Source organism: Promicromonospora sp. NPDC050249, assembly GCF_040656015.1.
In the GTDB taxonomy this organism is placed as follows: domain Bacteria; phylum Actinomycetota; class Actinomycetes; order Actinomycetales; family Cellulomonadaceae; genus Promicromonospora.
On record NZ_JBFAKY010000017.1, the window covers coordinates 106026 to 131131 of the forward strand.

Consider the following 25106-nt stretch of genomic DNA (forward strand, 5'->3'; position numbering starts at 1 on the left):
TGGAGAGTAGGTGCCGGACGCCGGCACTAGGCTTGCCCGCATGCTAGACCCCATGACCACCGGCCCGGGCCGAGCGCCGAAGGTGCCAACGCTCGAGGAGGTCGCCCGGCGGGCAGGGGTCTCGCGTTCCGTGGCGTCCCGCGCGATGAACAACGCCCGCAACGTGAGCCCGGCGAAGCGCGAGGCGGTCGCCCGCGCCGCCAGCGAGCTCGGCTACGTCCCCAACGCGACGGCGCGCGCCCTGGCGACGAGCACCGGCGGGTCGGTGGTCCTCGCGATCTCCAACGACGACCCCGCGCTGTTCGGGGACCCGTTCTTCTCGCAGGTGCTCGTCGGCGTGGCCGCGGCACTGGACCGGTCGGAGCTCGATCTGACGCTCATGCTGGCGTCCTCGGAGCGTGGCCAGGCCCGGCTCGAGCGGCTGCTGCGGTCCCGTCGCTCCGACGGGGTGATGCTCATGGCCCTGCGCGGCGACGACCCGCTGAACCGCGTCGCTGCGGCGACCGAGCTGCCGGTGGTCATCGGTGGCCGGCCGCTGCACGGCGAGGCCCGCTGGTACGTCGACGTCGACAACCGGGGCGGGGCCCGCTCGGCCACGGAGCACCTGCTGGGCTCCGGATGCCGGCGGATCGTCACGATCGCCGGTCCCACCGACCTGCAGGCGGCGGTCGCGCGGTACCAGGGGTTCGCGGACGCCATGGCGGTGGGAGGGCAGCCCGCCGACCTCGTGGAGCACGCCGACTTCAGCTTCGAGGACGGCGCCAGGGCGATGGCCCGGCTCCTCGACGCGCACCCCGACCTCGACGGCGTCTTCGCTGCGTCGGACAACATGGCAGCGGGTGCCCTGCGCGTCCTCAAGGAGGCCGGGCGCCGTGTCCCCGAGGACGTCGCGGTCGTGGGCTTCGACGACCTGGAGATCGCGCGCCGCACGGAGCCTGCGCTCACCACGGTCAGCCAGCCGATCCGTGGACTCGGCCAGGAGATGGCGACGATGCTGGTGCGCCTGATCGACGGCGAGTCGCCGACCCCGGTCATCCTGCCCACGCGCCTGGTGGTGCGCGGCTCGGCGCCCGGTGGGCACCAGGTTCACGACTGAGTCACGACTGAGGCACGACCGAGGCACCGGCGGGAGGGGTAGGGGCCGTCACCCTCCCGCCGGGCGTTCTCGAGGTCAGTACCCGTTCGAGCTCAGTACCCGTTCAAGCTCAGTACCCGTTCGAGCTCAGTACTGCGTGTACCGGACCCAGTCGTAGCTGGCGGTCTTCTGCCCGGTGTAGTTGAACGGCCCGAGCCAGCCGTCGACCCCGGTCCCCGGCCACAGGTTCATCATGATGCGCTGCGGTCGCGTGGGCAGCGGGCCGCGTGAGCCGTTCTCCTGGTGGACGAGGCGGCCGTCGACGAACCAGTTGATCGTGCCCCCGCGCCACCACTCGATGGCGTAGTTGTGGTACCCGGCCGCGGCGTCGAAGCCTAGGTTGATGATCGACTCGTGGCCACCCACCCCGTTGGTGAAGTAGTTCGTCTGCATCTGCCAGGTGTTCTTGCCGAGGATCTCGACGTCGATCTCGTCCCACGGCTGGCCGTCGCTCGGGCCTGTGTAGGTGAAGAACGAGGAGACGAGCCCGGACCCGGAGGCCGCCTTCATCCGGGTCTCGAAGCGCCCGTAGGAGTACAGCTCGTTGGTGCGGTACTCCCCGGAGGCGTACGGCTTGCCCGAGCAGCCGCCCGGGCACGGGGTGTTGTTCAGGTTCAGGCCCATGACCCCGCCGCTGTGCCAGACGTGGTCGGCGCGCCAGCCGGCGTTGAACATGCCGCCGTTGCTCCATCCGTCCGCCTTGTTCCAGCGCCCGCCGTTGTGCGAGTCGAAGTTGTCGGTGAAGCTGCCACCGACGGCGGCGGCGGGGGGCGTCAGACCCGGCACCGCCGAGAGCCCGAGCAGCAGGCCCAGGGCCAGAGCGGGAGCGAGGCCCAGGAGCCGGCGGCGTGCGCGTGCGGTGGAGCGGTGCTGCGTCGTCTTTGATCGCATGGTTGATCGCATGAGTACCTCCATTGGTACCGGTGGGTGACTGGTGAACTGTTGGTGGCGGGTCCTCAGCTGCCGCCGAGCGGGGGCTGAGCGAGCTCGATCAGCTCGCGTGCCTGCTCGGGGAACCACTGGCCCGCGGCAGGGTCGACCATGCCGCGCTCCGGGTCCTCGGGTCCGCCGAGGCCGCGGAAGCACTGGCCGTCGGACTCGCCGGGGATCTTGATCCACAGCCACGCGTCGACGAGCTCGTTGCCGGTGGCGGTCGTCGGACGCAGGCCCAGGCCGCGGTCCGGCGGGTTGCACCACGTCTCGGCGTCGGGGTAGACGCCGGCCGGTGCGGCCCAGGCGCCGCGGCCGTTGCGGCTGGTGTCGATGACGAAGTGCGTGCTGGGTTCGACGTCGCCCAGCGCGGCCTCGTAGCGCGAGTCGATGCCCGCGGTGTTCATCGCCGGATCGGTCGCCGTCGGGCTCCAGATGCCCTGGTTGGACAGCGTCACGCCGGTCCAGTCGTTCGCGGGACCGCCGCTCCAGTACTGGTTGCCGCAGCTCGCGTAGTCGCCGGGCGCCACCTGCGTGGCGTAGGCGATGCACTGCGAGATCCACGTGCCGTAGGCGGTGCTGTTCTCGGTGAACTCGTAGTTGGACACGTTCAGGAAGAACCCGTCCGCGCGCTGGACGCCTGCCTTGACGAGGCGGTCGGAGGCCTCGCCCACGTTGAGCCAGGACGTGTTCGTCCCGTCGAGGTACACGACGGTGTTCGGCTGCTGCTTCAGGCGGTCGACCGCGTAGTTGAGCATCTCGAAGCGCTCTGCTGCGGCGTCCCGGCCGGTGGTCTCGGGGTCGTACTCCGGCGGCTGGCACCGCTCGAGCTGCCCGTCCAGCGTGGTGTACCAGGGGATGACGCCGAGCCCGTCGGGCTCCAGCATGACGGCGACCTCCTCCCGTCCGATCCCGGCCGCGAAGCCGTCGATCCACGCCTTGTACTCGGCCACGCCGAGGGCACCACCCGCCGAGTAGAGCGCGCAGTCGCGGAACGGGATGTTGTACGCGACCAGCACGGGCACCTTGCTGCCTGTGTGCTTGACCAGCTTGCGGACGTCCTTCTTCACCTCGGCAGGCGTGCCGTCCGTGAACCAGGTGGAGCTGGGGACCCGGCTGAGCTGGAGCGCGTCGAGCTTGGCCTGCCCGCGCAGGGAGCGGGCCGCTTCTCTGGTGGAGCTGTGGGGGTCGTTGTAGATCTGCGTCCCGGGGGACAGCACGTCGTTGCTCGCCTGGGCCGGGCCGGCGCCGAGCAGGGCCGCGCCGATGGCGCAGACGGTCAGGGCGGCCAGGAGCCGGCGCCGAGAGGTCGGTCGTGTCATGTGGGGGATCTCCCAGGGTCTCTGCGAACAGGGTCTCCGCGAACGCTTCGTTGCTGTTCGCTACGGTGAGCTTCCGCTGCGGTGGACAGGTGACTGGAAGATTGTGGAAGCGCTCCCAGTCGCACCATGGTCAGGTCCGTCCGGCGGTTGTGTCAAGGTCTCGTGCCTCGCAGTTCCATCGCCACCGGATCGCCACCGGATCGCCCTCGGATCGCCGGCGGACCCAGCTCCGGCCCGTGTGCCCGGCCATGGCGCGAACCCGCGCGCGGCAGGCGTGGCGAGCATCACCTCGTGCCGGAAGGGCAACGCGGCGGGCTTAGGGTTGCCGGGCGGGCAAAGGGTCCGCTGTGCGTGGGCCCTCGCACGTGGACAAGGAGCATGCGTGACATCGGACTTCCTCACCGTCCCGGAACCGTTCGCTGTCCAGACCGTCGAACGCGAGCAGCGGGCCGGGCGGGAGTGGCTCGACCGGCTTCCGGAGCTGGTCGAGCAGCTCCTGCGCGAATGGAACCTGACGCTGGCCGGTCCGCCGGTCGCGGGGAACGTCGGCCTGGTGTGGGAGGTGCGCCGCACGGACGGGACCGCCGCCATGCTGAAGGTGAGCTGGCGTGACGCGGAGACGAGGAACGAGGCGGAGGCCCTGCGCCGGTGGGACGGGCACGGTGCGGCGAGGCTCATCGAGGCGTCCGTTGCGGCAGGCGCCCTGCTGCTCGAACGCCTCGACGCGGGGACAAGCCTGACGTCCGTCCCGATGGTCGAGGCGATCGAGGTCGCCGCCGAGCTCCTGAGCCTCCTGCACGTCCCGGAATGGTCGGGCTCGAAGTGGTCGGGCTCGGAATGGTCAGGGCTGGACGACGCGCTGGAGCTGGAGTCGTACGCCCCGGAGCCTGGCGAGACCTACCGCGTGCGCATCCGCGAGCTTCGGCCCGACGTCGAACGCGCCTTCCGCAGCGCGCCCCACGTGCTGCTCCACGGCGACTTCCACTACGAGAACGTGCTCCGGTCGGGGACGTCCTGGAAGGCGATCGATCCCAAGCCGTCGCACGGCCCGGGCGAGTGGGACCTGCTGCCGCTCCTCAGGAATCGCTTCGACGAGTTCCCGCCGGGCCCGCAGCTGCTGCCAGGGATCCGGGACCGCCTCGAGTCCCTGATCGCCGCGACCGGCGCGCATCCCGAGCGGGCCTACCTGTTCGCCCACTACCGGGCGCTCCGGGACGCGGACTACGCCCGCCGGATCGACGACGGCGGCTTCGAGGAGGTCGCGACCGCGATAGCGGACGCCACGGCCAGCTAGCTTCCGGCGGCCGCGCGCCCCGGGCTCGGTGCCGCCGGGCGCACGGCTTCCCCGACGACGAGGGCCAGCTGCTGATCGAGCGCTTCGAACGCCTCCGTGGCGGGCAGTGCCGAGCTGAGCACGTGCAGTGCAAGGCCCTCGGCCGTCGCGAGCAGCGCGGTCGCGGCCACGTAGGGGTCGATGTCGGGTGACCGACGGCACGACTCGATCTGCGTGGCGAGATAGGCGCGGAACTGGGCGTTGGTGCTACCGAGGTCGGCGGCGGCTGCCGGTCGGGCAGTGGCGTAGGACTGGAAGGCGAGCGCGACCCGTGCGTCCTCCCGCTCGTCGGCGCCGGCCGGGATCATGCTCGTGAGCGTCACCCGCACCACGTCCGCCGGCGACGGCTCGGTGCCCAGGGCGGCTGCGTTCGCCGCCATCCGGCGTCCGTAGCGCTCGCCGACGGTGGCGAGCGCGAAGTCCATCATGGCTTCCTTGCTGGGGAAGTAGTGCTGGACCATGCCCGTCGTGACACCGGCCTCCGTCGCGACGTGACGCAGGCTGACCGCCTCCAGGCCCTGCCGCGCCGCCACGCGGAGCAGCGCCGCGGCGATCTGCGCACGGCGTTCCTCGGGGTCGACGCGCTTCGGCATGGGTGCACGTTTTCACATTGCAGTCGTATTGACAAGACGTCTACTCTTTTCACATTACAAGTGAAATGCGAAAGGATGCCGACGATGACCGATACCGACACAGGCACCAGCACCAGCGCCAGCGCCAGCGCCAGCGCCAGCGCCAGCACCGAGCTCGACGGCCGCGAGCGCGGCCTGGCACGCCTTCGACGGCTCGCCCGGCGGGCCGTCGCGATGGAGGCGGCCGGCTGGCGGAGCATCGGCCGGGCCGTCCTCCGCCGGCCGACCGTCCCCCGCGGCGCATCGGCCCATCGTTACGACGGCCCCATCCGCTCGGTGCTCGTCGTGTTCCTCGTCCTGTCCGCCGTCGAGATCCCGATGGTCGACCTGGTCACGCACCGCTGGCCTGCCATCAGGTTTCCCCTGCTCGTCCTTGGCATCTGGGGCGCCACCGCCATGCTGGGGATGCTCTGCGGGTACCTCACCCGCCCGCACGCCGTCGGCCCGAAGGGCATCATCGTCCGTAACGGCGGTGAGGTCGAGGTGGTGCTGCCGTGGGCCGACGTCGCGTCGGTCGCGCACCGCAGGCACGCTCTCGCCGGCGCCCGGCCGACGTCGCTCACCGGGCCGGACGACGACCGGACCCTGAACCTCGTCGTGCAGGACGCCACCGACATCGACATCCAGCTCGAGGGGCCGACGGCGATCCGGCTGCCGAACGGACCGGCTACCGTCACCCGGGTGCGAGTCGCCGTCGACGACGGTGCGGCGTTCCTGGACGCCGTGCGCCGGCACATCCCCTGACCGACACGTCCCCAGCCCGAGGAGCCGCACCCATGACCCACCCCATGACGCGCAACGCGCTCGCGATCCGGCACGTGCCCTTCGAGGACCTCGGGCTGCTCGAACCACTGCTGCGTGCCCGCGGATACCGGACGGCGTACCTGGACGCGCCGGTCGAGCTCATCACCCCGGAGGTCGCGCTGGAGCCGGACCTCCTGGTCGTGCTCGGCGGCCCGGTCGGCGTGTACGAGACGGAGGCCTACCCGTTCCTGGCCGCCGAGCGGGAGGCCATCGCGGCGCGGCTCAGCGAGGGCCGGCCGACCCTCGGCGTCTGCCTGGGGGCGCAGCTCGTCGCCGCGGCGCTCGGGGCGGACGTCGTCGCCACCGGGCGCAAGGAGATCGGCTACGCCCCGCTGACCCTGACCGCCGAGGGCCATGACACCGCCGAGGGCCGCAACACCGCCGAGGGCCGAGACTCGGTGCTGGCGCCGCTGGACGGCGTCCGGGTGCTGCACTGGCACGGCGACCAGTTCGCGATCCCGGAGGGCGCCGTCCGCCTCGCGGAGACACCGGGCTTTCCGAACCAGGCGTTCGCGATCGGCTCGCACGTGCTGGGGCTGCAGTTCCACCTCGAGGCCGACCACACGCAGATCGAACGGTGGCTGGTGGGCCACGCGCACGAGCTCGCGAGCGCCGGCATCGACCCGAACGGCATCCGGTCGGACGCCGCCGCGTACGGCCCGGCGCTCGCCGAGGCCGCGCGGCGCACGTTCGACCGGTGGCTCGGCGGGTGGCTCGACCGGTAGCTCTACGGGATCAGGCCTTGACGGTCCGCTTCGCCGACGCGAGCCGTGTCGCCTCGGCGAACTCCGCGCGGACCGCCTCGGACGGCGCGGGGGTGAGCAGGCTGACGACTATCGCGACGAGCCCGCCCAGCACGAAGCCGGGGACCAGCTCGTAGAGCGTGTCCGCGAGCGGCGACCGGCCCCAGGCGAACGCGACGACGGCGCCGACGAGCATGCCGGACAGCGCGCCCCAGCTGGTGAGGCGGCGCCAGTAGAGGCTCAGGAGCACCGTCGGCCCGAACGCTGCGCCGAACCCGGCCCACGCGAACCCGACGAGGTCCAGGATCGTGTCGGTGCGGTCGAACGCGATGATCCCGGCCACCACCGCGACGAGCAGGACACCCGCGCGGCCCAGCATCACCTCGGTGCGCGGGCTCATCGCGCGGCCGGTGATCTTGACCAGGTCCTCGACCAGGGCCGATGACGAGACGATGAGCTGCGACGAGATGGTCGACATGATCGCCGCCAGGACGGCGGCCAGCACGAAGCCCGCGATCAGCGGGTGGAACAGCACCTGCGACAGGAACAGGAACACCGTCTCGGGGTTCTCCAGGGTCTCGCCGTGGATGTTGACGTACGCGACGCCGATCAGGCCGGTGACGATCGCGCCGCCGGCGGTCAGCACCATCCAGGTGATGCCGATGCGGCGTCCGGCGACGGCGTCCTGCGGGGAGCGCATGGCCATGAAGCGCACGATGATGTGCGGCTGGCCGAAGTAGCCGAGGCCCCACGCGGCAGCCGAGATCACGCCGGTGACGGTGGCGCCGGCCAGGAGCGACAGGTGGTTCGCCGCGTCGCTGGTCTCCGCGGCGAGGATGCCGTCGTGGATCGGCCCCCAGCCCCCGAGGTCGATGAACGCCACGACGGGCACCGCGACCAGGGCGAGCAGCATCAGGATGCCCTGCGCGACGTCGGTCCAGGTGGCGCCGAGGAAGCCGCCGAACAGCGTGTAGGCGAGCGTCACGCCGCCCACCACCCAGATGCCCGTCGTGTAGTCGAGCCCGAACGAGCCCTCGAAGAACGTGCCGCCGGCCACCATGCCGGAGGACACGTAGAACGTGAAGAACACCAGGATGATGGCGCCCGACGCGACCCGCAGGAAGCGCGACGTGTCGTGCAGCCGGTTCTCGAAGAAGCTCGGGATGGTGATCGAGTTCTTCGCCGTCTCCGTGTAGGCACGCAGGCGGGGTGCGACGAACTTCCAGTTGAGCCAGGCGCCGATCGTCAGGCCGATGGCGATCCAGGCCTCGACGAGCCCGCTCACGTAGATGGCGCCGGGCAGACCCATCAGGAGCCAGCCGGACATGTCCGACGCGCCGGCGCTGAGCGCGGCCACACCAGGGCTGAGCCGCCGGCCGCCGAGCATGTAGTCGTCGAGGTTGTCGTCGGTGCGGCGGAAGGCCGCGTAGCCGATACCCAGCATCAGTGCCAGGTACGCGACGATCGCTATCGTCTTCCAGGCCTCGGGGGTCATGGAGGTGCTCCAGTACGTGTTGCGAATTCTTGCTGCGAATTCTTGGTGCGGAAACTGCTGACGTGCGGGTGATACCTCAGCCCGGCAGTCTGGCACGAAGAGCCGCCGGGGGCCGAAATTCACCCCTGACCCCGGCCCCCACCCCTTCCCCCGGACCAGTCCCCGCCTCGTGACCGCTGATCACCCGTTCTGGGTGAGGCCCGCTGGGCGTGCTCTCGCGACCATCGAACCCAGGTGCCGCCGATTCACGGCGAGCGCCGGGGGGAGCCAGCATGAGCGAGCCAGAGAGGGCGGAGAGCGGCGTCCGGTCACCTGACGCCGCTGCCCGTCTCGCCGCGCTCGAGCGGGAGAACGCGGATCTCCGAAGGCGGCTCGACGAGGCGGTGACCGTGTCCGGCCGCGCGGCGGAGCGCTCCTCAGGCTCGATCGGCGTGCCAGGGCGTCACCGCTCGCGGAGCGCCGCCGCCGCAGTCCTGATCCTCGTGGGCGCGCTGCTCGCACCCGTGGGCGTCGTCGCCGCCTGGGCAGAACGCACACTGACCGACACGGACCGCTACGTCGCCACGGTCGGCCCTCTGGCGGACGACCCGACGGTGCAGTCCGCGCTCGCGGGCCGGATGACCCAGGCCGTGATGACGCGGATCGATATCGGCGCGCTGCTCGACTCCGTCGCCGGCGGCCTGGACGAACGGGACGTCGCGCCGCGGGCCGCCGCGGCGCTGCCCATGCTCGAGGCGCCCCTGACCAGTGGCGTCGAGTCGTTCGTCCGCAGGGCCGCGGACCGGGTGGTGACGAGCGACGAGTTCGCCGACTCGTGGGAGCGGGCCAACCGCGTGGCCCACGAACAGCTCGTCGCGGTCATGCAGGGTTCCGGGGGCGACGTCGTCCAGCTGGGCCAGGACGGTCAGCTCACCGTCCAGCTCGCGGGAATGATCGACCTGCTCAAGACCCGGCTCGTCGACGCCGGGTTCGAGCTCGCCGCCAACCTGCCGACGATCAACGCGACGTTCACCGTCCTGCAGACCAGCCAGCTCGTCGAGATCCGCAACCGGTACGCCCAGGTCGTCGCGCTGGGGACGTGGCTCCCGTGGGTGGTGCTGCTCCTGCTGGGCGCCGGCGTCGTCCTGGCGGTCCGCCACCTGCGCGCCCTGGTCGTCGCCGGGCTCGCGTTGACCGTGGGGATGCTCGTCCTCGCTCTCGGCCTCGCGATCGCCCGCGGTCTCTATCTCGACGCGCTCAGCGGCGTCGTGCTGCGGCTGGACGCCGCCCAGGTCGTCTTCGACCAGCTCGTCCTGTTCCTGCGCGCCGCGCTCCGCACCGTGGGTGTGCTCGGCCTGGTCGTGGCCCTCGCCGCCTACCTGGGCGGGTCCAGCCAGTCGGCGCGCGGTCTGCGGGCCGGCGTCGGCAAGGGCTTCGGCAACGCCAGGGCCTGGGCCGAGGGCCGGGGCGTGACCTCCGGCCCGGCCGGTGTGTGGCTCGCCCGGTACCGCGGCGTCGTGCGCGCGGCAGTGGTCGCGTTCGCCGCCCTGGTCCTCCTGCTGGCGGCGAACCCGACACCGGGCCTGGTCGTCGGGACCGCCGTCGGCGCCGGACTTCTCATCGCGCTGGTCGAGCTGCTGGCCCGGCCACAGTCCACCGCCCAGCTCACTGCCCAGGACGATCCGTCCTGACGCGGTAGCACCGAAGAACATCGACTCGAAGGAGACACCGTGGCCGACAAGCCGAACATCCTGGTCATCTGGGGTGACGACATCGGGATGACCAACATCAGCGCCTACTCCAACGGGGTGATGGGCTACCGCACGGAGAACATCGACCGGATCGCGGCCGAGGGCGCGCTCTTCACCGACTACTACGGGGAGCAGAGCTGCACCGCAGGTCGCGCCGCGTTCATCACCGGGCAGAACCCGTACCGGACGGGCCTGACGAAGGTCGGCATGCCGGGCGCCACGCTGGGCCTGCAGGCCGAGGACCCGACGATCGCGACCGCGCTCAAGGAGCAGGGGTACGCGACCGGCCAGTTCGGCAAGAACCACCTCGGTGACCGGGACGAGCACCTGCCGACCATGCACGGCTTCGACGAGTTCTTCGGCAACCTCTACCACCTCAACGCCGAGGAGGAGCCGGAGCTGGACGACTACCCGAACCCTGACGAGTTCCCCGACTTCCGCAAGAAGTTCGGCCCGCGCGGCGTGCTGCACAGCTGGGCCAACGGCGACGGCACGCAGCGGATCGAGGACACCGGCCCGCTGACCCGCGAGCGCATGCGCACGGTCGACGAGGAGTTCCGCGACGCGGCGCTCGGCTTCATACGGGACAAGGCGGGCGAAGACCAGCCGTTCTTCGTGTGGTTCAACTCGACGCACATGCACTTCCGCACCCACGGCAAGCCCGAGAGCAGGGGCAGGGCCGGCCGGTGGCAGTCCGAGTACCACGACACGATGCTCGACCACGACGACGTCGTCGGCTCGCTGCTGGACCAGCTCGACGAGCTGGGCATCGCGGAGAACACGATAGTCATCTACTCCACCGACAACGGCCCGCACATGAACAGCTGGCCCGACGCCGGGATGACCCCGTTCCGCAACGAGAAGAACTCCAACTGGGAGGGCGCCTACCGGGTTCCGGCGATGGTGCGCTGGCCCGGTCGGATCCCGGCGGGCATCGTGCTCAACGGCCTGTTCAGTCACAACGACTGGTTCGTGACGCTGCTGGCGGCGGCGGGTGATCCCGGCATCGCGGACCGGCTCAAGGAGGGCACGGAGCTCGGGGGAACGCGGTTCAAGGTGCACCTGGACGGGCACGACCAGCTCGCCTACCTCACCGGCGAGTCCGCCGAGTCGCCGCGCAAGCACTTCTTCTACGTGTCCGACGACGGCGACCTCACCGGGCTGCGGTACGACAACTGGAAGATTGTGTTCCTGGAGCAGCGGGTCGTCGGCACGCTCGACATCTGGCTGGAGCCCTACGTCGAGCTGCGCGCACCGAAGATCTTCAACCTGCGTACCGACCCGTTCGAACGGGCCGACATCACGTCCAACAGCTATTTCGACTGGATGCTGGACCACGTCTGGCTGCTCGTGCCCGCGCAGACGTACGTCGGCGGGATGCTGGCCAGCCTCGCCGAGTTCCCCGCCCGGCAGGAGCCCGCGACCTTCAACATCGACCAGGCCCTGGCCAAGCTCAAGTCGGGCGCACCGAGCGCATGACGGCGCGCACCGAGCAGGCCCGAGCCGACCACACCCGAGCCGGTGGGCCCCGCACCGACCACTCCGTCCGGCTCGACGGCGGGACGTTCACCATGGGCTCCGACGTCCACTACCCGGAGGAGGCGCCGGCACACCCCGTGCGGGTCGACAGCTTCCGGATCGACCGGTTCGCCGTGACGAACGCGCAGTACAGCGCGTTCGTGGAGGCGACGGGGTACGAGACGGTGGCTGAGCGGCCGCTGGACCCCGCGCTCTACCGCGGTGCGCCCGAGGAGAACCTTGCCCCCGGGTCGATGGTGTTCACGCCCACACCCGGCCCGGTCGACCTGCGCCACCTCAGCCAGTGGTGGGCCTGGGTCCCGGGCGCCTCGTGGCGCCGGCCCGAGGGGCCCGGGTCCGGGATCGATGACCGGGGCGACCACCCCGTCGTCCACGTCGCGCACGAGGACGCGGCGGCCTACGCCGAGTGGGCGGGTGCCGAGCTGCCGACCGAGGCGCAGTGGGAGTACGCGGCCCGCGGCGGCGTCGAGGGCGCGGCCTTCACCTGGGGCGACGAGGCCCGGCCCGCCGGCCGTGTCCTGGCGAACACCTGGGACGGCCCGGACTTCCCGTGGCGGTCCACCGGGGAGTCGGGCTGGCTGCGTACCGCACCCGTCGGGTCGTTCGCCCCGAACGGTTACGGCCTGTACGACATGGCCGGCAACGTCTGGGAGTGGACAGGGGACTGGTGGGCCGACCGGCACCCCGACGCCGCACAGGAACCGTGCTGCGCACCCGTGAACCCGCGCGGCGGCGACGCCTACTCCAGCCGGGACGCCCGCCAGCCGCAGTTCGCGGTCCCGCGCAAGGTCATCAAGGGCGGGTCCTTTCTCTGCGCGGACAACTACTGCCTGCGCTACCGTCCCGCGGCGCGCCGGCCCCAACCCATCGACACCGGCATGAGCCACGTGGGCTTCCGGTGCGTCCGCAACGACACGGCCCTCGCGGCGGCGCCGCTCGCGGAGCTGCCGAGTGTCAGGCCCCTCGGGACGGCGTCATGACCAGTGACCACCAGCTGCCCTCCTGGCGTCCCGGACCCACCCGCGACGCCGTCCTCGGATTCCTCGCGGAGGCGCCCGCCATCCCGCCGGAGGACCGGGTCGCCTACTTCGACAACGACGGCACGCTCTGGTGCGAGCGGCCGACCTACGTCCAGTACGAGTTCTTCCTCGACGCCCTCCGACGACGGGTGCGCGACGAGCCGGCGCTCGCCGAGGAAGCCGAGTTCCGGGCGGTGCTCGCGGGTGACGCGTCGGCGGTCGGCGAGATCGGGCTCGAACGGGTGGCCCTGGCACTGGCCGGCCTCTTTCAGGGGATCAGTCCTGGCGCGTTCACGCGCGAGGTCCGCGCGTTCCTCCGTTCGGGTACCCATCCGACCCTCGGCCATCCCCTCAGCGACCTCCGGTACGGTCCGATGCTGGAGCTCATCGAGGCGCTGCGGGAGCTGGACTTCACCGTCGGCGTGGTGACGGGTGGCGGCACGGAGTTCGTCCGCTCGGTCAGCGAGGAGCTGTACGGCGTCCCGCCCGAACGCGTCGTCGGCACGATGATCGCCTACGACCTGGAGGAGGACGCACAGGGCCGCCCGGCCCTGCGGCGCACCGGACGGGTGCTCGGCGACGTCAACGAGGGCGCCGCCAAGGTCACCAACATCCAGACCCAGCTCGGCAGACCGCCGGTGCTCGCCGCGGGCAACTCCGCGGGGGACACCGCGCTCCTCGAGTGGGCGGCCGCCGCCGACGGCCCGCACCTCTCGCTGCTGGTGGACCACGACGACCCCGACCGGGAGTTCGCCTACGCCAGCGAGGCGCAGTCGTTCGCGGCGGGGGAGCCCATCACGACGACGGCGCGGCGGCTCGGCTGGACGGTCATCAGCATGAAGAACGACTGGGCGTCCGTGTTCGCCCACGACGGCCGGCACCAGGGCGGGGGCGGCGTCGGCGGCATACCGACAGGGTGACAGCCCTGTCCATCCGAGTTCATCCGAGTTCATCCGCGCTCGTCCGACCAGCCTGTCCATCCATCTCGACCTGGAGGTTCCCATGTCATCGTCGTTCGGCCCCGTCGAGCTCGTCGCGCTCGCCTTCGGCGCTCCCCGCATCCCGCCCCCGGTCGCTCGAGCGGTGCTCGACGTCGCCGGTACCGGCGCGGTCACCCTGCTGGACCTCGCCGTCGTACGCCATGGCGACGACGGCGACCTCGTCATCCTGGAGGCTCAGGACCTCGGGGACGAGGTGGACCTCGTCGAGATCGACCTGCCCGCATCGGGTCTCACCGGAGACGAGGACCTCCGCGAGATCGCCACGGCGGTCGAGCCCGGCACGTCCGCGCTCGTCCTCGCGATCGAGCACACCTGGTCACGCCAGCTCGTGTCGGCGGCGGTCGCCGCGGACGCCGACGTGATCCTGCACGAGCGGGTACCGGCCGCGACCGTCAACGAGATCGCCGACCAGGCCGAGACCGCTGCCGGATCCCCGGCCTGAGCGCCCCACGGCAGAGAACGAGCACCCCCATCGACAGGCATCACCATCGACAAGCACCACCATCGAACGGAGTGTTCAGATGTCTCCCTTACGACGCATGGGCAGGCCGGGCCTGCTCGGCACCGCCGCGCGCACCGCAGTGATCGCCGGTACTGCCCAGGCCACGGCCGGAGCCGTAGGCCGCCGCCAGGCGAACCGGGCCCAGCAGCAGTACGAGGCTCAGCAGTACGAGGCGGCGCAGCAGGCGCCCCCGCAGCCCGTTGCGGCGCCGCCTGTCGCGACGCAGGCGGGGGCGGGCGTGAACGACGCTCTGCTCGCCCAGCTGACCCAGCTCGGCGACCTGCACGGGCAGGGTGTGCTCACCGACGCCGAGTTCGCCGCGGCCAAGGCGAAGCTGTTGGGCTGAACCGACGCCGCGACGCGCGGCCGCCGGCGGCCCGGAACTCACCCGACGTGGGTGAGGCCGGCCGCCGAGCCGCGGGGGACCGTGCAGACCTGGCCCCTCGGGGCGATCCGCATCGACGGCAGAAGGGCGTGGACATGAGGCGTACGACAGAAGTCCTGGTCGGGCCGATGCGCTCGCGGACGACCTCGGCTGCTGAGGGCTGATCAGCGGAGAGCGGCGTCATGTCGGACGAACAGCCGGACCACGCACAGGTGGGCAGGGACCGGCCGGAGGAGAGACGGCCGGCCGAGGAGCGTGCAGCCGAGAATCGCGCTGCCGAGCGCCGTTCGTCGCTGGTGGAGCACGTCGCCGTCGCGCTGCTGGCGGTCACAGCGGTGCTCACCGCGTGGAGCGGGTTCGAGGCGAGCAAGTGGAGCGGGGAGATGTCCATCTCCTTCTCCCGGGCGTCGACGCAGCGCATCGAGGCCGCACGCGAGGCGACGACCGCCGAGGCGGCGCGCGCCGTGGACCTGCAGGTGTTCGGCATCTGGCTTCAGGCGACCGCGGAGGACGACCGCCCTCTGGCGGAGTTCGCCCGCGAGCGTTTCACCGACCACTTCGCGCCGGCGTTCGACGACTGGCTCGCGACCCGTCCGCTCAGGAACCCGGACGCACCACGCAGCCCGTTCGCGATGGACAGCTACGTGCCGCCTGGCGAGGTCGAGGCGACCGAGGCGGACGCCCGCGCGGACGACTACTTCGCCGACGCACTGGCCGACAACCGGCGCGGGGACAACTACACCCTGCTGACCGTCCTCTTCGCGCTGGTGCTGTTCTTCGGGGCCCTCTCCAACCGGTTCGGGTCCCCGCGCAAGTCCTGGATGATCCTGGCCGGCGCGGGCGTCCTGCTGGTTGCCGGAGTGGCGTTCCTCATCGCGTTCCCGAAGATCATCTGAAGCGGGGGTCCCGGGCCCGACGGTCAGAGCAGGTGGAAGCTGCGGGCGATCTTGAGGGCCTCGCTGCGGCGCGAAGCCGCGAGCTTGGTGTAAAGGCTGGAGACGTGCGTCTTGACGGTGTTCTCCGAGACGAACAGCGCGGCGGCGATGTCGGCGTAGGTGGCGCCTCTGGCCAGCTCGTTGAGCACCTCCCGTTCGCGCGGGCTGAGGGCCGGCGGAGCGAGCGCCCGGCTCACCTCGTCCAGCTCGCTGGGGGTGGCGGTCATCGAGGCGTAGACGGTCGTGACGTCGGGCCGCCCGGCCGCCGTGCTGGCGAGGTCGTGCAGCCATCTCGTGGCGGGGCGCTTGGCCAGCCGTCGCAGCAGCGTCTCGATGGGCGTGCCCTGGCGGGCCCAGCCGAAGAACGGCACGGCGTTCCGGCGGGCCTCGGTGACCGAGATCGCCTCGATCAGGCGCTCGTGCGAGCGGACCGGGTCGCCCAGGGCGTCCAGCAGCTGCGCCTCGCAGGCGAGCGCGAGGGCGCGGGTCGGGGGTTGCGAGTAGGTGGCGTCCGCCGAGGCCGTCTCGAACGCGGCGACGGCGGCGCGCCGGTCGCCGTCCCGGTCGGCGCGCAGGCCTCGGACCAGGGCGGACTCGCCGACGGCACCGAGCCGGGCAAGGATGTCGTGCAGGGACTTGAGCGTGTCGCGGTCGCTCGCCAGCGCGGCGACGAACGCGCGCTCCACGAGCAGCGCGACCCGCAGGTGCTCCGGGAGCTGATCGTCGGTCAGCCGCAGGCACTCGCCAGGGCCGGACAGGAGGCGCTGCGCCTCGGCGACGTTGCCGGCGAGCAGCTCCTGGCGCGAGTCCCACAGCCGGAACCAGAACCGTGTGCACAGGTCGCCGCTGTGGTATCGCACACCGGGGAAGGGATCCAGGGTGAGCTCGGTGGGGGTCGGTACGTCGAGCAGCCGCGCGAGCAGCTGCGCGAGGTTGGCCCGTGCCTCGACGAACCGCAGCTTCGTCGCGCCGGGGGCGCGGGCGGCGACGAGGACCTCGCCGGCCAGCTCGATGCACGCGCTCTCCCGCCCGCGCATGTACTGGGTGAGGGCGAGGTGGCTCAGGGCGCAGGTGCCCAGGGGTGCGAGACCCTGGCTGTGCGAGAGGCTGACCGCGAGCGTGAGGCTCGCCTCGGCATCGGTGAGCTCGCCCAGCCAGTTCTGCGCCACCCCCAGTTCATTGGCCAGCACGGGAAGCACCTCGGCGTTCGCCTCGCGCACTGCCGGGCGCGTCTGCGACGCGATGAGCACCCGCTTCGCGTGGCCGACGGCGGCGTAGGCCGGCTCGAGCCCGAGGGCCACGCGCCACAGCCGGACGCAGGCCACCGTGGCGTCGAGACCGTCCAGACCGCCGGGCAGCCAGGCATGCGACCAGCGGCGCCGGGCGTCCAGGATCCGGTCGCCCCAGTGGCGCGTGCCTTCGACGTCGTCCCGCAGCCAGCAGCCGAGCGCGATGGCGAACCAGATGTCCGGCCGGTCGTCAACGACCTCTGGCTCGGCGCGGACGAACGCGGCCACCTCGTCCGGCCCGCGCTGGTTCAGCACCATGCGCACGCCGTCCCGCGCGAGCACATCCGCGGCCTCGACGGGCGCGCCGACCCGGACGAGCCGGGTGAACGCCCCGGTGAGGTGGCCGCGGGCCACGTCGAGGCCGACGGCTCGGATCACGGTGGCGCGTGCGCGCGCGGCGTCGACACCACCGGCGGCGAGGCGCTGCCGGACGACCTCCACCAGGAGTGGGTGGACGTGGAAGCAGTCCGGGCCGGTCGGACAGTCGTCGGCAGGGTCATCGGCGCGCCGCACGAGCAGGCCGGTGTCCTCCAGCTCGGCGAGGATCTCGCCCGCGTGGGGGTCGTGGGCCAGGTGCGCCGCCGTGGGAACGCTCACCGCGTTCTCACCCGCCACGCACAGCAGAACGTGCCGTTGCCGCGGGGTGAGCGTGCTGAAGACCTCTCCGGCAACACGGTTGGCGATCGGCTCGGTGTCGGCGGCGAGCAGGCGTGCCGCGGCCGCGGGGTCCTGAGCGCCGCGGAGGCCCCGTGCGGCGAGGACTGCCGCGGCACACCAGCCGTCAGCATGCCGGGTGACGGCGGCGAGCACCTCCGGGTCGTCCGTCCTGGCGTGCTCCGCGATGAGGGACGCGCTCTCGGCAGGGCTGAGCCGGAGCAGGTCTCCGCGCAGAAAGGTGAAGTTGCCGAGGAGCTCCGGCACCAGCCGGGTCAGCGGGAGGGCCCAGCGGCTCAGCAGGACGATCCGCATCGACTCCGGCGCCGCGTTCAGCCGGTCGTCGATGTGCCGCAGCGTCGCGGCCGGGAGTCGGTGGGCGTCATCGACCACCACGAGGGACGGTGACCCGTCTCGTGTCCCGACGGGTCCGCGGGCATCGAGGACGGCACCGAGCCGCTCGGGCGTCCAGGTCTCGTCGGCGCCGACCCACGCTGCGCCGGTGGCCCTGGCCGACGCCGTGGAGCGCAGCCACCCGGCGACGCCGAGCGTCTTTCCGGCCCCCGCGGGGGCTACGACCAGGGTGATGGAGCCGTCGGTCGCCTCGTCGAGCCGCTGCCACAGGCGGGGCCGCGGCACGTAGACGCGCGGCAGACGTGGTGCGAGATCGGCGGCCGGCGGGTGGGCGCTGCCGGGCAGGTCGGGTGCGGCGGAGAGCCGGTGGGCCCGCGGCGCGAGGGCCGTCCCGCGCCGTGCGACCGGAATCGGTTTGGGGTGCATACCGCGGCGTCCTCCACTCGAACGGGTGAAGTGGCGGCCGCCCCCCTGGCCGCCCATACACGTCCGGCAATCTCACGGCTGCTTTCTGTGCATTGCTGGACATCAGCAACCCTGCATCAGGAACCGGTCGTGCGCTCACCGACAATGCCGTCCACAACCCGCTGGCACCGTGCACAGAGGATGAAGTTCACCCGTTCTTTGGCGGTTCACACGGGGTCGTCAGCGGCGAGAAGCGTGCAGAGCGACCAGATGACGGCCACATTGAGAGCGATGACTATCCCACTCCAGATGGGGAAATAAGGCAGGAACGCAAAGTTCGCGATGCTCGAGAGCGTCGCCAGAACAACTCCGGTCAAATACGCCCAGGCCCGGCCGGTGAAGACACCGATTCCTGTCGCGAGCACGACCGCCCCCACGACGATGTGAATCCATCCCCAGCTCGTCATGTCGAGCTGATAGACGTACTCGACGCCCGTCAGGTACACCGTGTCCTGGGCGACCGCCGCGATTCCCTGGAGGATCTGGAACAGCGCCGCCATGATCAGCATGGTTCCCGCGAACCCCGAGGTCGTGAGAGCCACGGACGGGGGCGGGCCGTAGTTGGCGACGGGGGCCATACCTGGATAAGGGTCGGTACCGGATGCGTGTGCGCCGGCCATGACAGCTCCTTCGGTAGTGGTTCGGTGCGGGTTGGTTCGGTGCGGGTTGGTTCGGTGCGGGTCGACTCGGCGAGCGGAGTCAGTCCTCGCCGAAGACCTCGCGCAGCGCGGCCTCCTGCTCGGTGTTGAGGTTGGTGAAGATCAGCTCGGGCGGCTCCTGGCCGGCGAACGCATCGCGGATCTTGTCCATCACCGCGTCCGACGACATGACGAACAGCGCCGACGTGCCCGGCGTGATCTCGTCCCGCACCCGGTTGATGAAGCCGTCGTCGATCCCGACGTCGGTGAGAGAACCGCTCAGCGCACCGGTCGCCGCGCCGATCGCGGCGCCGAGCAGCGGCACGAAGAAGAGCAGGCCGAAGAGCATCCCCCAGAAGGCGCCCCCGAGGGCTCCCGCGCCAGTGGTCGAGTTGAGCTGGCGCGTCTTGGGCTTCTTGGCGCCTTCCTCCCAGCGCACCGTCGCCGCGTCGTGGATGGTGACCAGGTTTTCCTTGGACAGCTGCTGGAGGGTCTTCGACGCGGTCTCCGCGCCGTCCGCGGTCCTGAACTTCCAGACGGTCAGCGTTGTCTGAGGCATGAGGGGCTCCTTCGGGATCAGTTCGGGATCAGTTCGGGATCAGGAGAGTGGCCTGACCCTGCTACTCCAGCCCTCGGGCGCGCTCCGCGCCTCACCCGTTCCCGGTGAACTGCTCAGGTACCCGGGTCGCGGTCGCGACCGCGCCCGACGGCGTCGTCGAGGGTCGTGAACAGCACGGGCTCGCCTTCCGACCCGACGCGGGCCAGGACATCGCGCACCTGCCCGATGCCCTCGGCGAGCGCCAGGTCGCCGCCGTCGCGCCGGAGGTCGCCGCGCAGCTGGACCAGCATCGCGGCGGCGGTCACGTCGACCGACGGTGTCGCGCGGCCGTCCAGGACGACGAGCCGCAGCCCCGGCTCCGCCGCCGCGAGCTCCCTGATCCGTGCGCGCACGTACTCCGCGTTCGCGAACATCAGCGGCCCCTCGACCCGGACGGCGAGCACACCGGGCACCATGGCGTAGCCGGGGTTGCGCTCCGCGTCCACCCAGGGACGGCCCGGCTCGTCACCGACGGGTGCCAGGACGGCCACGCGCGGACGCGAGGTCCGGGCGAGCAGCAGGACCAGCGACACGGCGATGCCGATGACAAGACCCGGCAGGGTGTCGAAGACCAGTACCCCCAGCAGCGCGGCACCAGCGGCCATGAAGTCGGCCCGGGCCGTGACCTGGTAGAAGTGCACCATCCGCCCCGTGCGCACCCGCCACAGCCGGCGCAGCGACCGGACGTCGACCAGCTCGACGACGGCGACCACGACCACCGCGGCCAGCGTCGCCAGCGGCAGCTGCTCGAAGATCCCGGTCAGGAACAGCAGGGTCAGGACCGTCAGCGCGGCGGCCGTCAGCGCCGAGACCTGGGAGCGGGCGCCGGCGCTCGCGTTCACCGCTGTCTTGGACAGGCTGCCGTTGACCACCATCCCGGCCAGGACCCCGGACCCGAGGTTGGCGATCCCGAGCCCGGCCAGCTCGCGGTTCGGGTCGACGTCGTAGCCCCGGCTCGCCGCGTAGGTCTTCGCGGCCCCGAGCCCCTCGGCGAAACCCACGAGCATGAGGCCCACCGCACCGCCAAGGAGCTCCGTGAACTGCGGGCCCGTCACGTCGGGCAGCCCGACCCGGGGCAGCCCGGCGTCGATGTGGCCGACGACGGCGAGCCCGCGCTCACCCAGGCCGAACAGGATCGTGGCACCGATCGCCAGGAGCACCACGACGAGCGACCCGGGCAGGAACGGCATGGTGCGGCGCACGGCGACCAGGGCGGCCAGGCTCGCCAGGCCGACGGTGATCGTGAGCGGGTCGACGTCGCCGAGCTGGCCGAGCAGGGCCCAGGTCTTCTCGAAGAAGCTGCCGTGCCCGCCCTCCACGCCGATGAGGTCCGGGACCTGGCCGATCATGATCGTCAGCGCGAGGCCGATGATGAAGCCCTTGAGCACCGGCTCGGAGATGAAGGCGGCGAGGAAGCCCAGGCGCAGCACGCCCGCGACGACCGCGACGATGCCCGTGGCCAGGGCGAGCCCGGTGGTCAGGGCGACCGGGTCGCCGTCGGCCCCCGCGATGCTCGCGACGACGCCCGCCGACAGCGCGGCCGTCGCCGACATGGGCGACACGACGAGCTGACGGGAGGTTCCGGCGATCGCGTAGAGCGCCAGGGCGGGCACGGCGGCGTAGAGGCCCACGACGGGTGGTACCCCCGCGATGGTGGCGTAGGCGAGGGACTCGGGGACGAGCACCGCCCAGACCGCCAGGCCGGCGATGATGTCGGGGCGTACCGACGCGCTCCGGTACCCCGCGAAGGACGGGGCGAGGAAGCTGGGCACAGCGCCGACGGTAGGCGCGTGGCGCCGGTCGGCAGGTCACCCGGAAGGGGTGACGCGGCCGACGGCGCGGCCCGGGGGAGCGGGCGAGCAGGGTGATCGGCGCCGTGGTGCTCCTGGCGTTCGGCCTGCTGTTCACCGCGCGCGGCGCCGCCCAGGTCTTCGCCGGACGGCTAGTCCCGGCGGCGGCGCTGCACGCTGTAGCCGACGGCGGCGAGCACCACCCAGACCACCATGACCAGGACGACCCCGGCGGTCGTCTCGGGCCGCCACAGCTCACCGGCGGCGTCGGCCCAGAGTCGGCCGACGCCGGAGAGCACCAGCGCCGCCCCGCCGAACGCCGTGGCCCAGACGAGGAACGGGCGCTCGAACCGGCGGGCCAGCAGCCCGCTGGCGAGGGCTACCGCAGGGACCACGACGAGCAGGAGGAGCAGGTCCGCGCCGCCGCCCTGCACCAGGACGAACAGCTTGGCGCCGATCACCGCCCCGACGCACAGGCCGCCGACGAAGAAGAGGAGCCGGGCGGCCAGCAGAGTGAGCACGAAGGCCAGGACGGCGCCGCCCAGGCTGATCAGCAGCGTGGTGCCCGTGTCGGCGTCGAACGCGACGGCGAGCGTCCAGGCGACGCCGAAGCCAGCGGCCAGTACGGCGAGACGGACCGACAGCGCACCCGCCAGGCACAGGAGCAGGCCGACGAGGATGATCGCGAGGGCAGACATCAGGGGCCTCCGGAGGCGTCGGGCGTCGGGTCGGACGGCTGGATGCCGCCGCCGTCGTCCGGCACCGCCGCGAGGTCGTGGTTGCTCACGGCTCATCGTGGGCCGTGCCGCAGTCCGGGCGGGTCACCCTGTTCGGGTGACGCCGCCCGGCCCGCCTGCACCCGCCGACGAGCAGACCCCTACGCCAGCACAGCACCCTTCGACGCCGACTGGACCAGCTTCGTGTACTTGGCGAGCACGCCCCGCGTGTACTTGTGGGGGAGCGGTGCCCAGCCGGCGGCCTCGCGCGCCGCGAGCTCGGCCGGTTCCACGAGGAGGTCGAGCGTCTTGGACGCCACGTCCAGGCGGATGCGGTCGCCGTCGCGCACGAACGCGATGGGTCCGCCGTCGACCGCCTCGGGCGCGATGTGGCCGACGCACAGGCCGGTGGTCCCGCCGGAGAACCGGCCGTCCGTGATGAGCAGGACGTCCTTGCCCAGGCCCGCACCCTTGATGGCGCCGGTGATGGCGAGCATCTCGCGCATGCCGGGCCCGCCCTTGGGGCCCTCGTAGCGGATGACGACGACGTCGCCCGCCTGGATCGTGCCGTCCTCCAGCGCGTCCAGGGCGCTGCGCTCGCGCTCGAACACGCGCGCGGTGCCCTCGAACACGTCGGAGTCGAAGCCCGCCGACTTCACGACGGCGCCCTGCGGCGCGAGCGACCCGTTCAGGATGGTGATGCCACCGGTCTTGTGGATCGGGTTGTCCATGGCCCGCAGGATCTTGCCGTCCGGGTCCGGCGGGGCGATCTCTGCCAGGTTCTCGGCCATGGTGCGGCCGGTGACCGTCATGACGTCGCCGTGCAGCAGCCCGGCGTCCAGCAGCGCCTTCATCACGACGGGCACGCCGCCGATCCGGTCGACGTCGTTCATCACGTACTGCCCGAAGGGCTTGAGGTCGCCCAGGTGCGGCACGCGGTCAGCGACCCGGGAGAAGTCGTCGAGGGTCAGCTCGACCTCCGCCTCGTAGGCGATGGCGAGCAGGTGCAGCACCGCGTTCGTGGAGCCGCCGAACGCCATGACCACGGCGATGGCGTTCTCGAACGCCTCCTTCGTCATGATGTCGCGCGCGGTGATGCCCTTGCGCAGCAGGTTGACCACGGCCTCGCCCGAGCGGTGCGCCCAGGTGTCGCGACGGCGGTCGGCCGACGGCGGCGCCGCCGAGCCGGGCAGCGACATGCCGAGCGCCTCGGCCGCCGACGCCATCGTGTTGGCGGTGTACATGCCGCCGCACGCGCCCTCGCCGGGGCAGATCGCCCGCTCGATCCGGTCGACGTCGCCCTGGCTCATGAGCCCGCGCGCGCACGCCCCGACGGCCTCGAAGGCGTCGATGATCGTCACCTGCTTCTCGGTGCCGTCCTCGAGCTTGACCCAGCCGGGCATGATCGAGCCCGCGTAGAGGAACACGCTGGAGAGGTCGAGGCGCGCGGCGGCCATCAGCATGCCCGGCAGCGACTTGTCGCACCCGGCCAGCAGCACGGAGCCGTCCAGCCGCTCGGCCTGCATGACCGTCTCGACCGAGTCGGCGATGACGTCACGGGACACGAGCGAGAAGTGCATGCCCTCGTGGCCCATGGAGATGCCGTCGGAGACCGAGATCGTGCCGAACTCCAGCGGGTAGCCGCCTGCGGCGTGCACCCCCTCCTTGGTGGCCTTCGCGAGCCGGTCGAGCGAGAGGTTGCACGGCGTGATCTCGTTCCAGGAGCTCGCGACGCCCACCTGTGGCTTGACCCAGTCCTCGTCGCCCATCCCGACGGCGCGGAGCATCCCGCGCGAAGCGGTGGCCTCCAGGCCGTCGGTCACCGTGCGGGAACGGGGCTTGACGTCGACAGGGCTCTCGGGACTGCTCATGAACTCTCCTCGGGCACAAAGATATTCAGTAGTGGATATTCAACACTGTCAGTTCCGCGGCCTCGGGACCGCGGGCCTCGGTCCCGCAGTGCCGACGACCAGACGGAGAGACCCTTGCTCGAGATCAGTCCACTCACGTGGGGCGTGACCATCGGTTTCATCGTCCTGCTGCTGGCGGTGGACCTCGTGCTGGCGGCGGCGCGCCCGCACCACGTCGGCTTCAAGGAGGCTACCGCCTGGTCCGTGTTCTACATCGCGGTAGCCATCGGGTTCGGCGTCTGGTTCGGCCTGCAGTACGGCGGCACCGCCGGCACCGAGTACTTCGCGGGCTACATCATCGAGAAGAGCCTGTCGGTCGACAACCTCTTCGTCTTCGTCATCATCATGAGCACCTTCGCGGTGCCGGACAAGCACCAGCACAAGGTCCTCGTCTTCGGCATCGTGCTCGCGCTGATCATGCGTGCCGTCTTCATCGCGCTCGGCGCGTCGCTCATCAGCCTGTTCTCGTTCACGTTCCTGCTGTTCGGGCTGCTGCTGATCTACACGGCGGTGCAGCTGTTCCGGCACCGGAACGAGGACCCGGACATCGAGAGCAACCTGATGGTGCGCGGCGCGCGGCGGTTCCTGCCGGTCAGCGACGACTACATCGGCGGCAGGCTCGTCGCCAGGGTGGACGGCCGCCGGGTCATCACCCCGCTGTTCATCGTGCTGATCGCCATCGGCAGCGTCGACCTGCTGTTCGCGCTCGACTCGATCCCGGCGGTCTTCGGCGTCACCGAGGAGGCGTACATCGTCTTCACCGCCAACGCCTTCGCGCTGCTCGGCCTGCGGGCGCTGTTCTTCCTCGTCAAGGGACTGCTCGACCGGCTCGTCTACCTCTCGGCGGGCCTGGCGATCATCCTGGCGTTCATCGGCGTCAAGCTCATCCTGCACTGGGGTCACGTCGACATCGACGAGTCGATCCCGGAGATCCCGACGCCGCTGAGCCTCGGCGTCGTCCTGGGGGTCCTCGCCGTGGTGACCGTCGCGAGCCTGATCAGGACGCGCGGCAAGCCGGACGAGAAGGCCCACGCGGGCTCGCTCACGGCCACCAGGGCCAGGCTCGAGGTTGGCCCCAAGGCCCGGGCCGACCAGGAGCCGCCGCGCTGATCGGGGTGCTGGCCCCGACCCGGGCTGTTGGCTTCGACCGCCGCCGTGCTATACATCTGATGTTTCCGTGCGAGGTT

At 71.5% G+C, this 25106-nt stretch carries 22 protein-coding genes; 12 read left to right on the forward strand and 10 right to left on the reverse strand.

Annotated elements, in window-relative coordinates; all coding sequences use genetic code 11:
• The first annotated feature begins 52 nt into the window (after window positions 1-52).
• A complete protein-coding gene (locus tag AB0I32_RS15750; protein WP_357507529.1) occupies window positions 53-1096 on the forward strand; it encodes a LacI family DNA-binding transcriptional regulator in 1044 nt (347 codons plus the stop codon).
• A gap of 126 nt (window positions 1097-1222) precedes the next feature.
• Here AB0I32_RS15750 and AB0I32_RS15755 read toward each other — a convergent pair whose 3' ends face one another.
• Window positions 1223-2038: a glycoside hydrolase family 16 protein gene (locus tag AB0I32_RS15755; protein WP_357507531.1), complete on the reverse strand. Its 816-nt coding sequence runs from the start codon at window positions 2036-2038 to the stop codon at window positions 1223-1225.
• Window positions 2039-2091: 53 nt separating this feature from the next.
• Window positions 2092-3387 carry a glycoside hydrolase family 6 protein gene (locus tag AB0I32_RS15760; RefSeq protein ID WP_357507533.1) on the reverse strand — a complete coding sequence of 432 codons (1296 nt, stop codon included), beginning with the start codon at window positions 3385-3387 and terminating at the stop codon, window positions 2092-2094.
• 382 nt (window positions 3388-3769) lie between these two features.
• On the opposite strand from AB0I32_RS15760, the gene AB0I32_RS15765 reads away from it, so the two are divergent.
• A complete protein-coding gene (locus tag AB0I32_RS15765; RefSeq protein WP_357507535.1) occupies window positions 3770-4681 on the forward strand; it encodes an aminoglycoside phosphotransferase family protein in 912 nt (303 codons plus the stop codon).
• Here the strand turns inward: AB0I32_RS15765 and AB0I32_RS15770 are convergent.
• Entirely contained in the window at window positions 4678-5313 is a 636-nt protein-coding gene (locus tag AB0I32_RS15770) for a TetR/AcrR family transcriptional regulator (RefSeq protein ID WP_357507537.1), read from the reverse strand. The two genes, AB0I32_RS15765 and AB0I32_RS15770, sit on opposite strands and share 4 nt — an antisense overlap.
• 84 nt (window positions 5314-5397) lie before the next feature.
• Between AB0I32_RS15770 and AB0I32_RS15775 the strand changes: the two genes are divergently transcribed.
• Both AB0I32_RS15775 and AB0I32_RS15780 read left to right on the forward strand, forming a co-directional pair.
• On the forward strand, window positions 5398-6096 hold the full coding sequence (locus tag AB0I32_RS15775) for a hypothetical protein (protein WP_357507539.1): 699 nt from the start codon (window positions 5398-5400) through the stop codon (window positions 6094-6096).
• Between the two features lie 32 nt (window positions 6097-6128).
• Window positions 6129-6881: a glutamine amidotransferase gene (locus AB0I32_RS15780; RefSeq protein WP_357507541.1), complete on the forward strand. Its 753-nt coding sequence runs from the start codon at window positions 6129-6131 to the stop codon at window positions 6879-6881.
• Between the two features lie 10 nt (window positions 6882-6891).
• Here AB0I32_RS15780 and putP read toward each other — a convergent pair whose 3' ends face one another.
• Window positions 6892-8394, reverse strand: a complete 1503-nt coding sequence (putP, locus tag AB0I32_RS15785; protein WP_357507543.1) for a sodium/proline symporter PutP — start codon at window positions 8392-8394, stop codon at window positions 6892-6894.
• A gap of 272 nt (window positions 8395-8666) precedes the next feature.
• Between putP and AB0I32_RS15790 the strand changes: the two genes are divergently transcribed.
• The 7 genes from AB0I32_RS15790 to AB0I32_RS15820 all read left to right on the forward strand — a co-directional run bounded on the left by AB0I32_RS15790 (window position 8667) and on the right by AB0I32_RS15820 (window position 15466).
• Window positions 8667-10064 carry a hypothetical protein gene (locus tag AB0I32_RS15790; RefSeq protein ID WP_357507545.1) on the forward strand — a complete coding sequence of 466 codons (1398 nt, stop codon included), beginning with the start codon at window positions 8667-8669 and terminating at the stop codon, window positions 10062-10064.
• 39 nt (window positions 10065-10103) lie between these two features.
• Complete coding sequence (locus AB0I32_RS15795) at window positions 10104-11603, forward strand: arylsulfatase (protein ID WP_357507547.1); 1500 nt, start codon at window positions 10104-10106, stop codon at window positions 11601-11603.
• Window positions 11600-12643 carry a formylglycine-generating enzyme family protein gene (locus AB0I32_RS15800; RefSeq protein WP_357507549.1) on the forward strand — a complete coding sequence of 348 codons (1044 nt, stop codon included), beginning with the start codon at window positions 11600-11602 and terminating at the stop codon, window positions 12641-12643. The genes AB0I32_RS15795 and AB0I32_RS15800 overlap by 4 nt, the downstream gene beginning before the upstream one ends.
• Complete coding sequence (locus AB0I32_RS15805) at window positions 12640-13602, forward strand: haloacid dehalogenase-like hydrolase (RefSeq protein WP_357507551.1); 963 nt, start codon at window positions 12640-12642, stop codon at window positions 13600-13602. The genes AB0I32_RS15800 and AB0I32_RS15805 overlap by 4 nt, the downstream gene beginning before the upstream one ends.
• Window positions 13603-13684: 82 nt before the next feature.
• Window positions 13685-14125: a DUF6325 family protein gene (locus tag AB0I32_RS15810; protein WP_357507553.1), complete on the forward strand. Its 441-nt coding sequence runs from the start codon at window positions 13685-13687 to the stop codon at window positions 14123-14125.
• A 79-nt stretch (window positions 14126-14204) separates the two neighbouring features.
• Window positions 14205-14531, forward strand: coding sequence for an SHOCT domain-containing protein (locus AB0I32_RS15815; RefSeq protein WP_357507555.1), 327 nt, complete (start codon window positions 14205-14207; stop codon window positions 14529-14531).
• Window positions 14532-14752: 221 nt separating this feature from the next.
• A complete protein-coding gene (locus tag AB0I32_RS15820) occupies window positions 14753-15466 on the forward strand; it encodes a hypothetical protein (RefSeq protein ID WP_357507557.1) in 714 nt (237 codons plus the stop codon).
• Window positions 15467-15489: 23 nt separating this feature from the next.
• Here the strand turns inward: AB0I32_RS15820 and AB0I32_RS15825 are convergent, their stop codons facing one another.
• The 6 genes from AB0I32_RS15825 to ilvD form a co-directional block, all read right to left on the reverse strand.
• Window positions 15490-18228 carry a LuxR C-terminal-related transcriptional regulator gene (locus AB0I32_RS15825; protein WP_357507559.1) on the reverse strand — a complete coding sequence of 913 codons (2739 nt, stop codon included), beginning with the start codon at window positions 18226-18228 and terminating at the stop codon, window positions 15490-15492.
• 206 nt (window positions 18229-18434) lie between these two features.
• Window positions 18435-18887, reverse strand: a complete 453-nt coding sequence (locus tag AB0I32_RS15830) for a hypothetical protein (protein ID WP_357507561.1) — start codon at window positions 18885-18887, stop codon at window positions 18435-18437.
• Between the two features lie 79 nt (window positions 18888-18966).
• Window positions 18967-19464, reverse strand: coding sequence for a DUF1269 domain-containing protein (locus tag AB0I32_RS15835; protein WP_357507563.1), 498 nt, complete (start codon window positions 19462-19464; stop codon window positions 18967-18969).
• Between the two features lie 113 nt (window positions 19465-19577).
• Window positions 19578-21275 (reverse strand): SulP family inorganic anion transporter, encoded by a 1698-nt coding sequence (locus AB0I32_RS15840; RefSeq protein WP_357507565.1) that lies wholly within the window; start codon window positions 21273-21275, stop codon window positions 19578-19580.
• A 170-nt stretch (window positions 21276-21445) separates the two neighbouring features.
• Window positions 21446-21991, reverse strand: coding sequence for a DUF4203 domain-containing protein (locus AB0I32_RS15845; RefSeq protein WP_357507567.1), 546 nt, complete (start codon window positions 21989-21991; stop codon window positions 21446-21448).
• 179 nt (window positions 21992-22170) lie between these two features.
• Window positions 22171-23880, reverse strand: coding sequence for a dihydroxy-acid dehydratase (gene ilvD / locus AB0I32_RS15850; RefSeq protein ID WP_357507569.1), 1710 nt, complete (start codon window positions 23878-23880; stop codon window positions 22171-22173).
• Between the two features lie 114 nt (window positions 23881-23994).
• On the opposite strand from ilvD, the gene AB0I32_RS15855 reads away from it, so the two are divergent.
• Window positions 23995-25029 carry a TerC/Alx family metal homeostasis membrane protein gene (locus tag AB0I32_RS15855; protein ID WP_357507571.1) on the forward strand — a complete coding sequence of 345 codons (1035 nt, stop codon included), beginning with the start codon at window positions 23995-23997 and terminating at the stop codon, window positions 25027-25029.
• Window positions 25030-25106: the final 77 nt, after the last annotated feature.

Bases quoted from the DNA above. Each gene is read 5' to 3' on its own strand.
- AB0I32_RS15750 (WP_357507529.1), top strand. From the start codon at position 53: ATGACCACCGGCCCGGGCCGAGCGCCGAAGGTGCCAACGCTCGAGGAG.
- AB0I32_RS15755 (WP_357507531.1), bottom strand. From the start codon at position 2,038: ATGCGATCAACCATGCGATCAAAGACGACGCAGCACCGCTCCACCGCA.
- AB0I32_RS15760 (WP_357507533.1), bottom strand. From the start codon at position 3,387: ATGACACGACCGACCTCTCGGCGCCGGCTCCTGGCCGCCCTGACCGTC.
- AB0I32_RS15770 (WP_357507537.1), bottom strand. From the start codon at position 5,313: ATGCCGAAGCGCGTCGACCCCGAGGAACGCCGTGCGCAGATCGCCGCG.
- AB0I32_RS15775 (WP_357507539.1), top strand. From the start codon at position 5,398: ATGACCGATACCGACACAGGCACCAGCACCAGCGCCAGCGCCAGCGCC.
- AB0I32_RS15780 (WP_357507541.1), top strand. From the start codon at position 6,129: ATGACCCACCCCATGACGCGCAACGCGCTCGCGATCCGGCACGTGCCC.
- putP (WP_357507543.1), bottom strand. From the start codon at position 8,394: ATGACCCCCGAGGCCTGGAAGACGATAGCGATCGTCGCGTACCTGGCA.
- AB0I32_RS15790 (WP_357507545.1), top strand. From the start codon at position 8,667: ATGAGCGAGCCAGAGAGGGCGGAGAGCGGCGTCCGGTCACCTGACGCC.
- AB0I32_RS15800 (WP_357507549.1), top strand. From the start codon at position 11,600: ATGACGGCGCGCACCGAGCAGGCCCGAGCCGACCACACCCGAGCCGGT.
- AB0I32_RS15805 (WP_357507551.1), top strand. From the start codon at position 12,640: ATGACCAGTGACCACCAGCTGCCCTCCTGGCGTCCCGGACCCACCCGC.
- AB0I32_RS15810 (WP_357507553.1), top strand. From the start codon at position 13,685: ATGTCATCGTCGTTCGGCCCCGTCGAGCTCGTCGCGCTCGCCTTCGGC.
- AB0I32_RS15815 (WP_357507555.1), top strand. From the start codon at position 14,205: ATGTCTCCCTTACGACGCATGGGCAGGCCGGGCCTGCTCGGCACCGCC.
- AB0I32_RS15820 (WP_357507557.1), top strand. From the start codon at position 14,753: ATGTCGGACGAACAGCCGGACCACGCACAGGTGGGCAGGGACCGGCCG.
- AB0I32_RS15825 (WP_357507559.1), bottom strand. From the start codon at position 18,228: ATGCACCCCAAACCGATTCCGGTCGCACGGCGCGGGACGGCCCTCGCG.
- AB0I32_RS15830 (WP_357507561.1), bottom strand. From the start codon at position 18,887: ATGGCCGGCGCACACGCATCCGGTACCGACCCTTATCCAGGTATGGCC.
- AB0I32_RS15835 (WP_357507563.1), bottom strand. From the start codon at position 19,464: ATGCCTCAGACAACGCTGACCGTCTGGAAGTTCAGGACCGCGGACGGC.
- AB0I32_RS15845 (WP_357507567.1), bottom strand. From the start codon at position 21,991: ATGTCTGCCCTCGCGATCATCCTCGTCGGCCTGCTCCTGTGCCTGGCG.
- ilvD (WP_357507569.1), bottom strand. From the start codon at position 23,880: ATGAGCAGTCCCGAGAGCCCTGTCGACGTCAAGCCCCGTTCCCGCACG.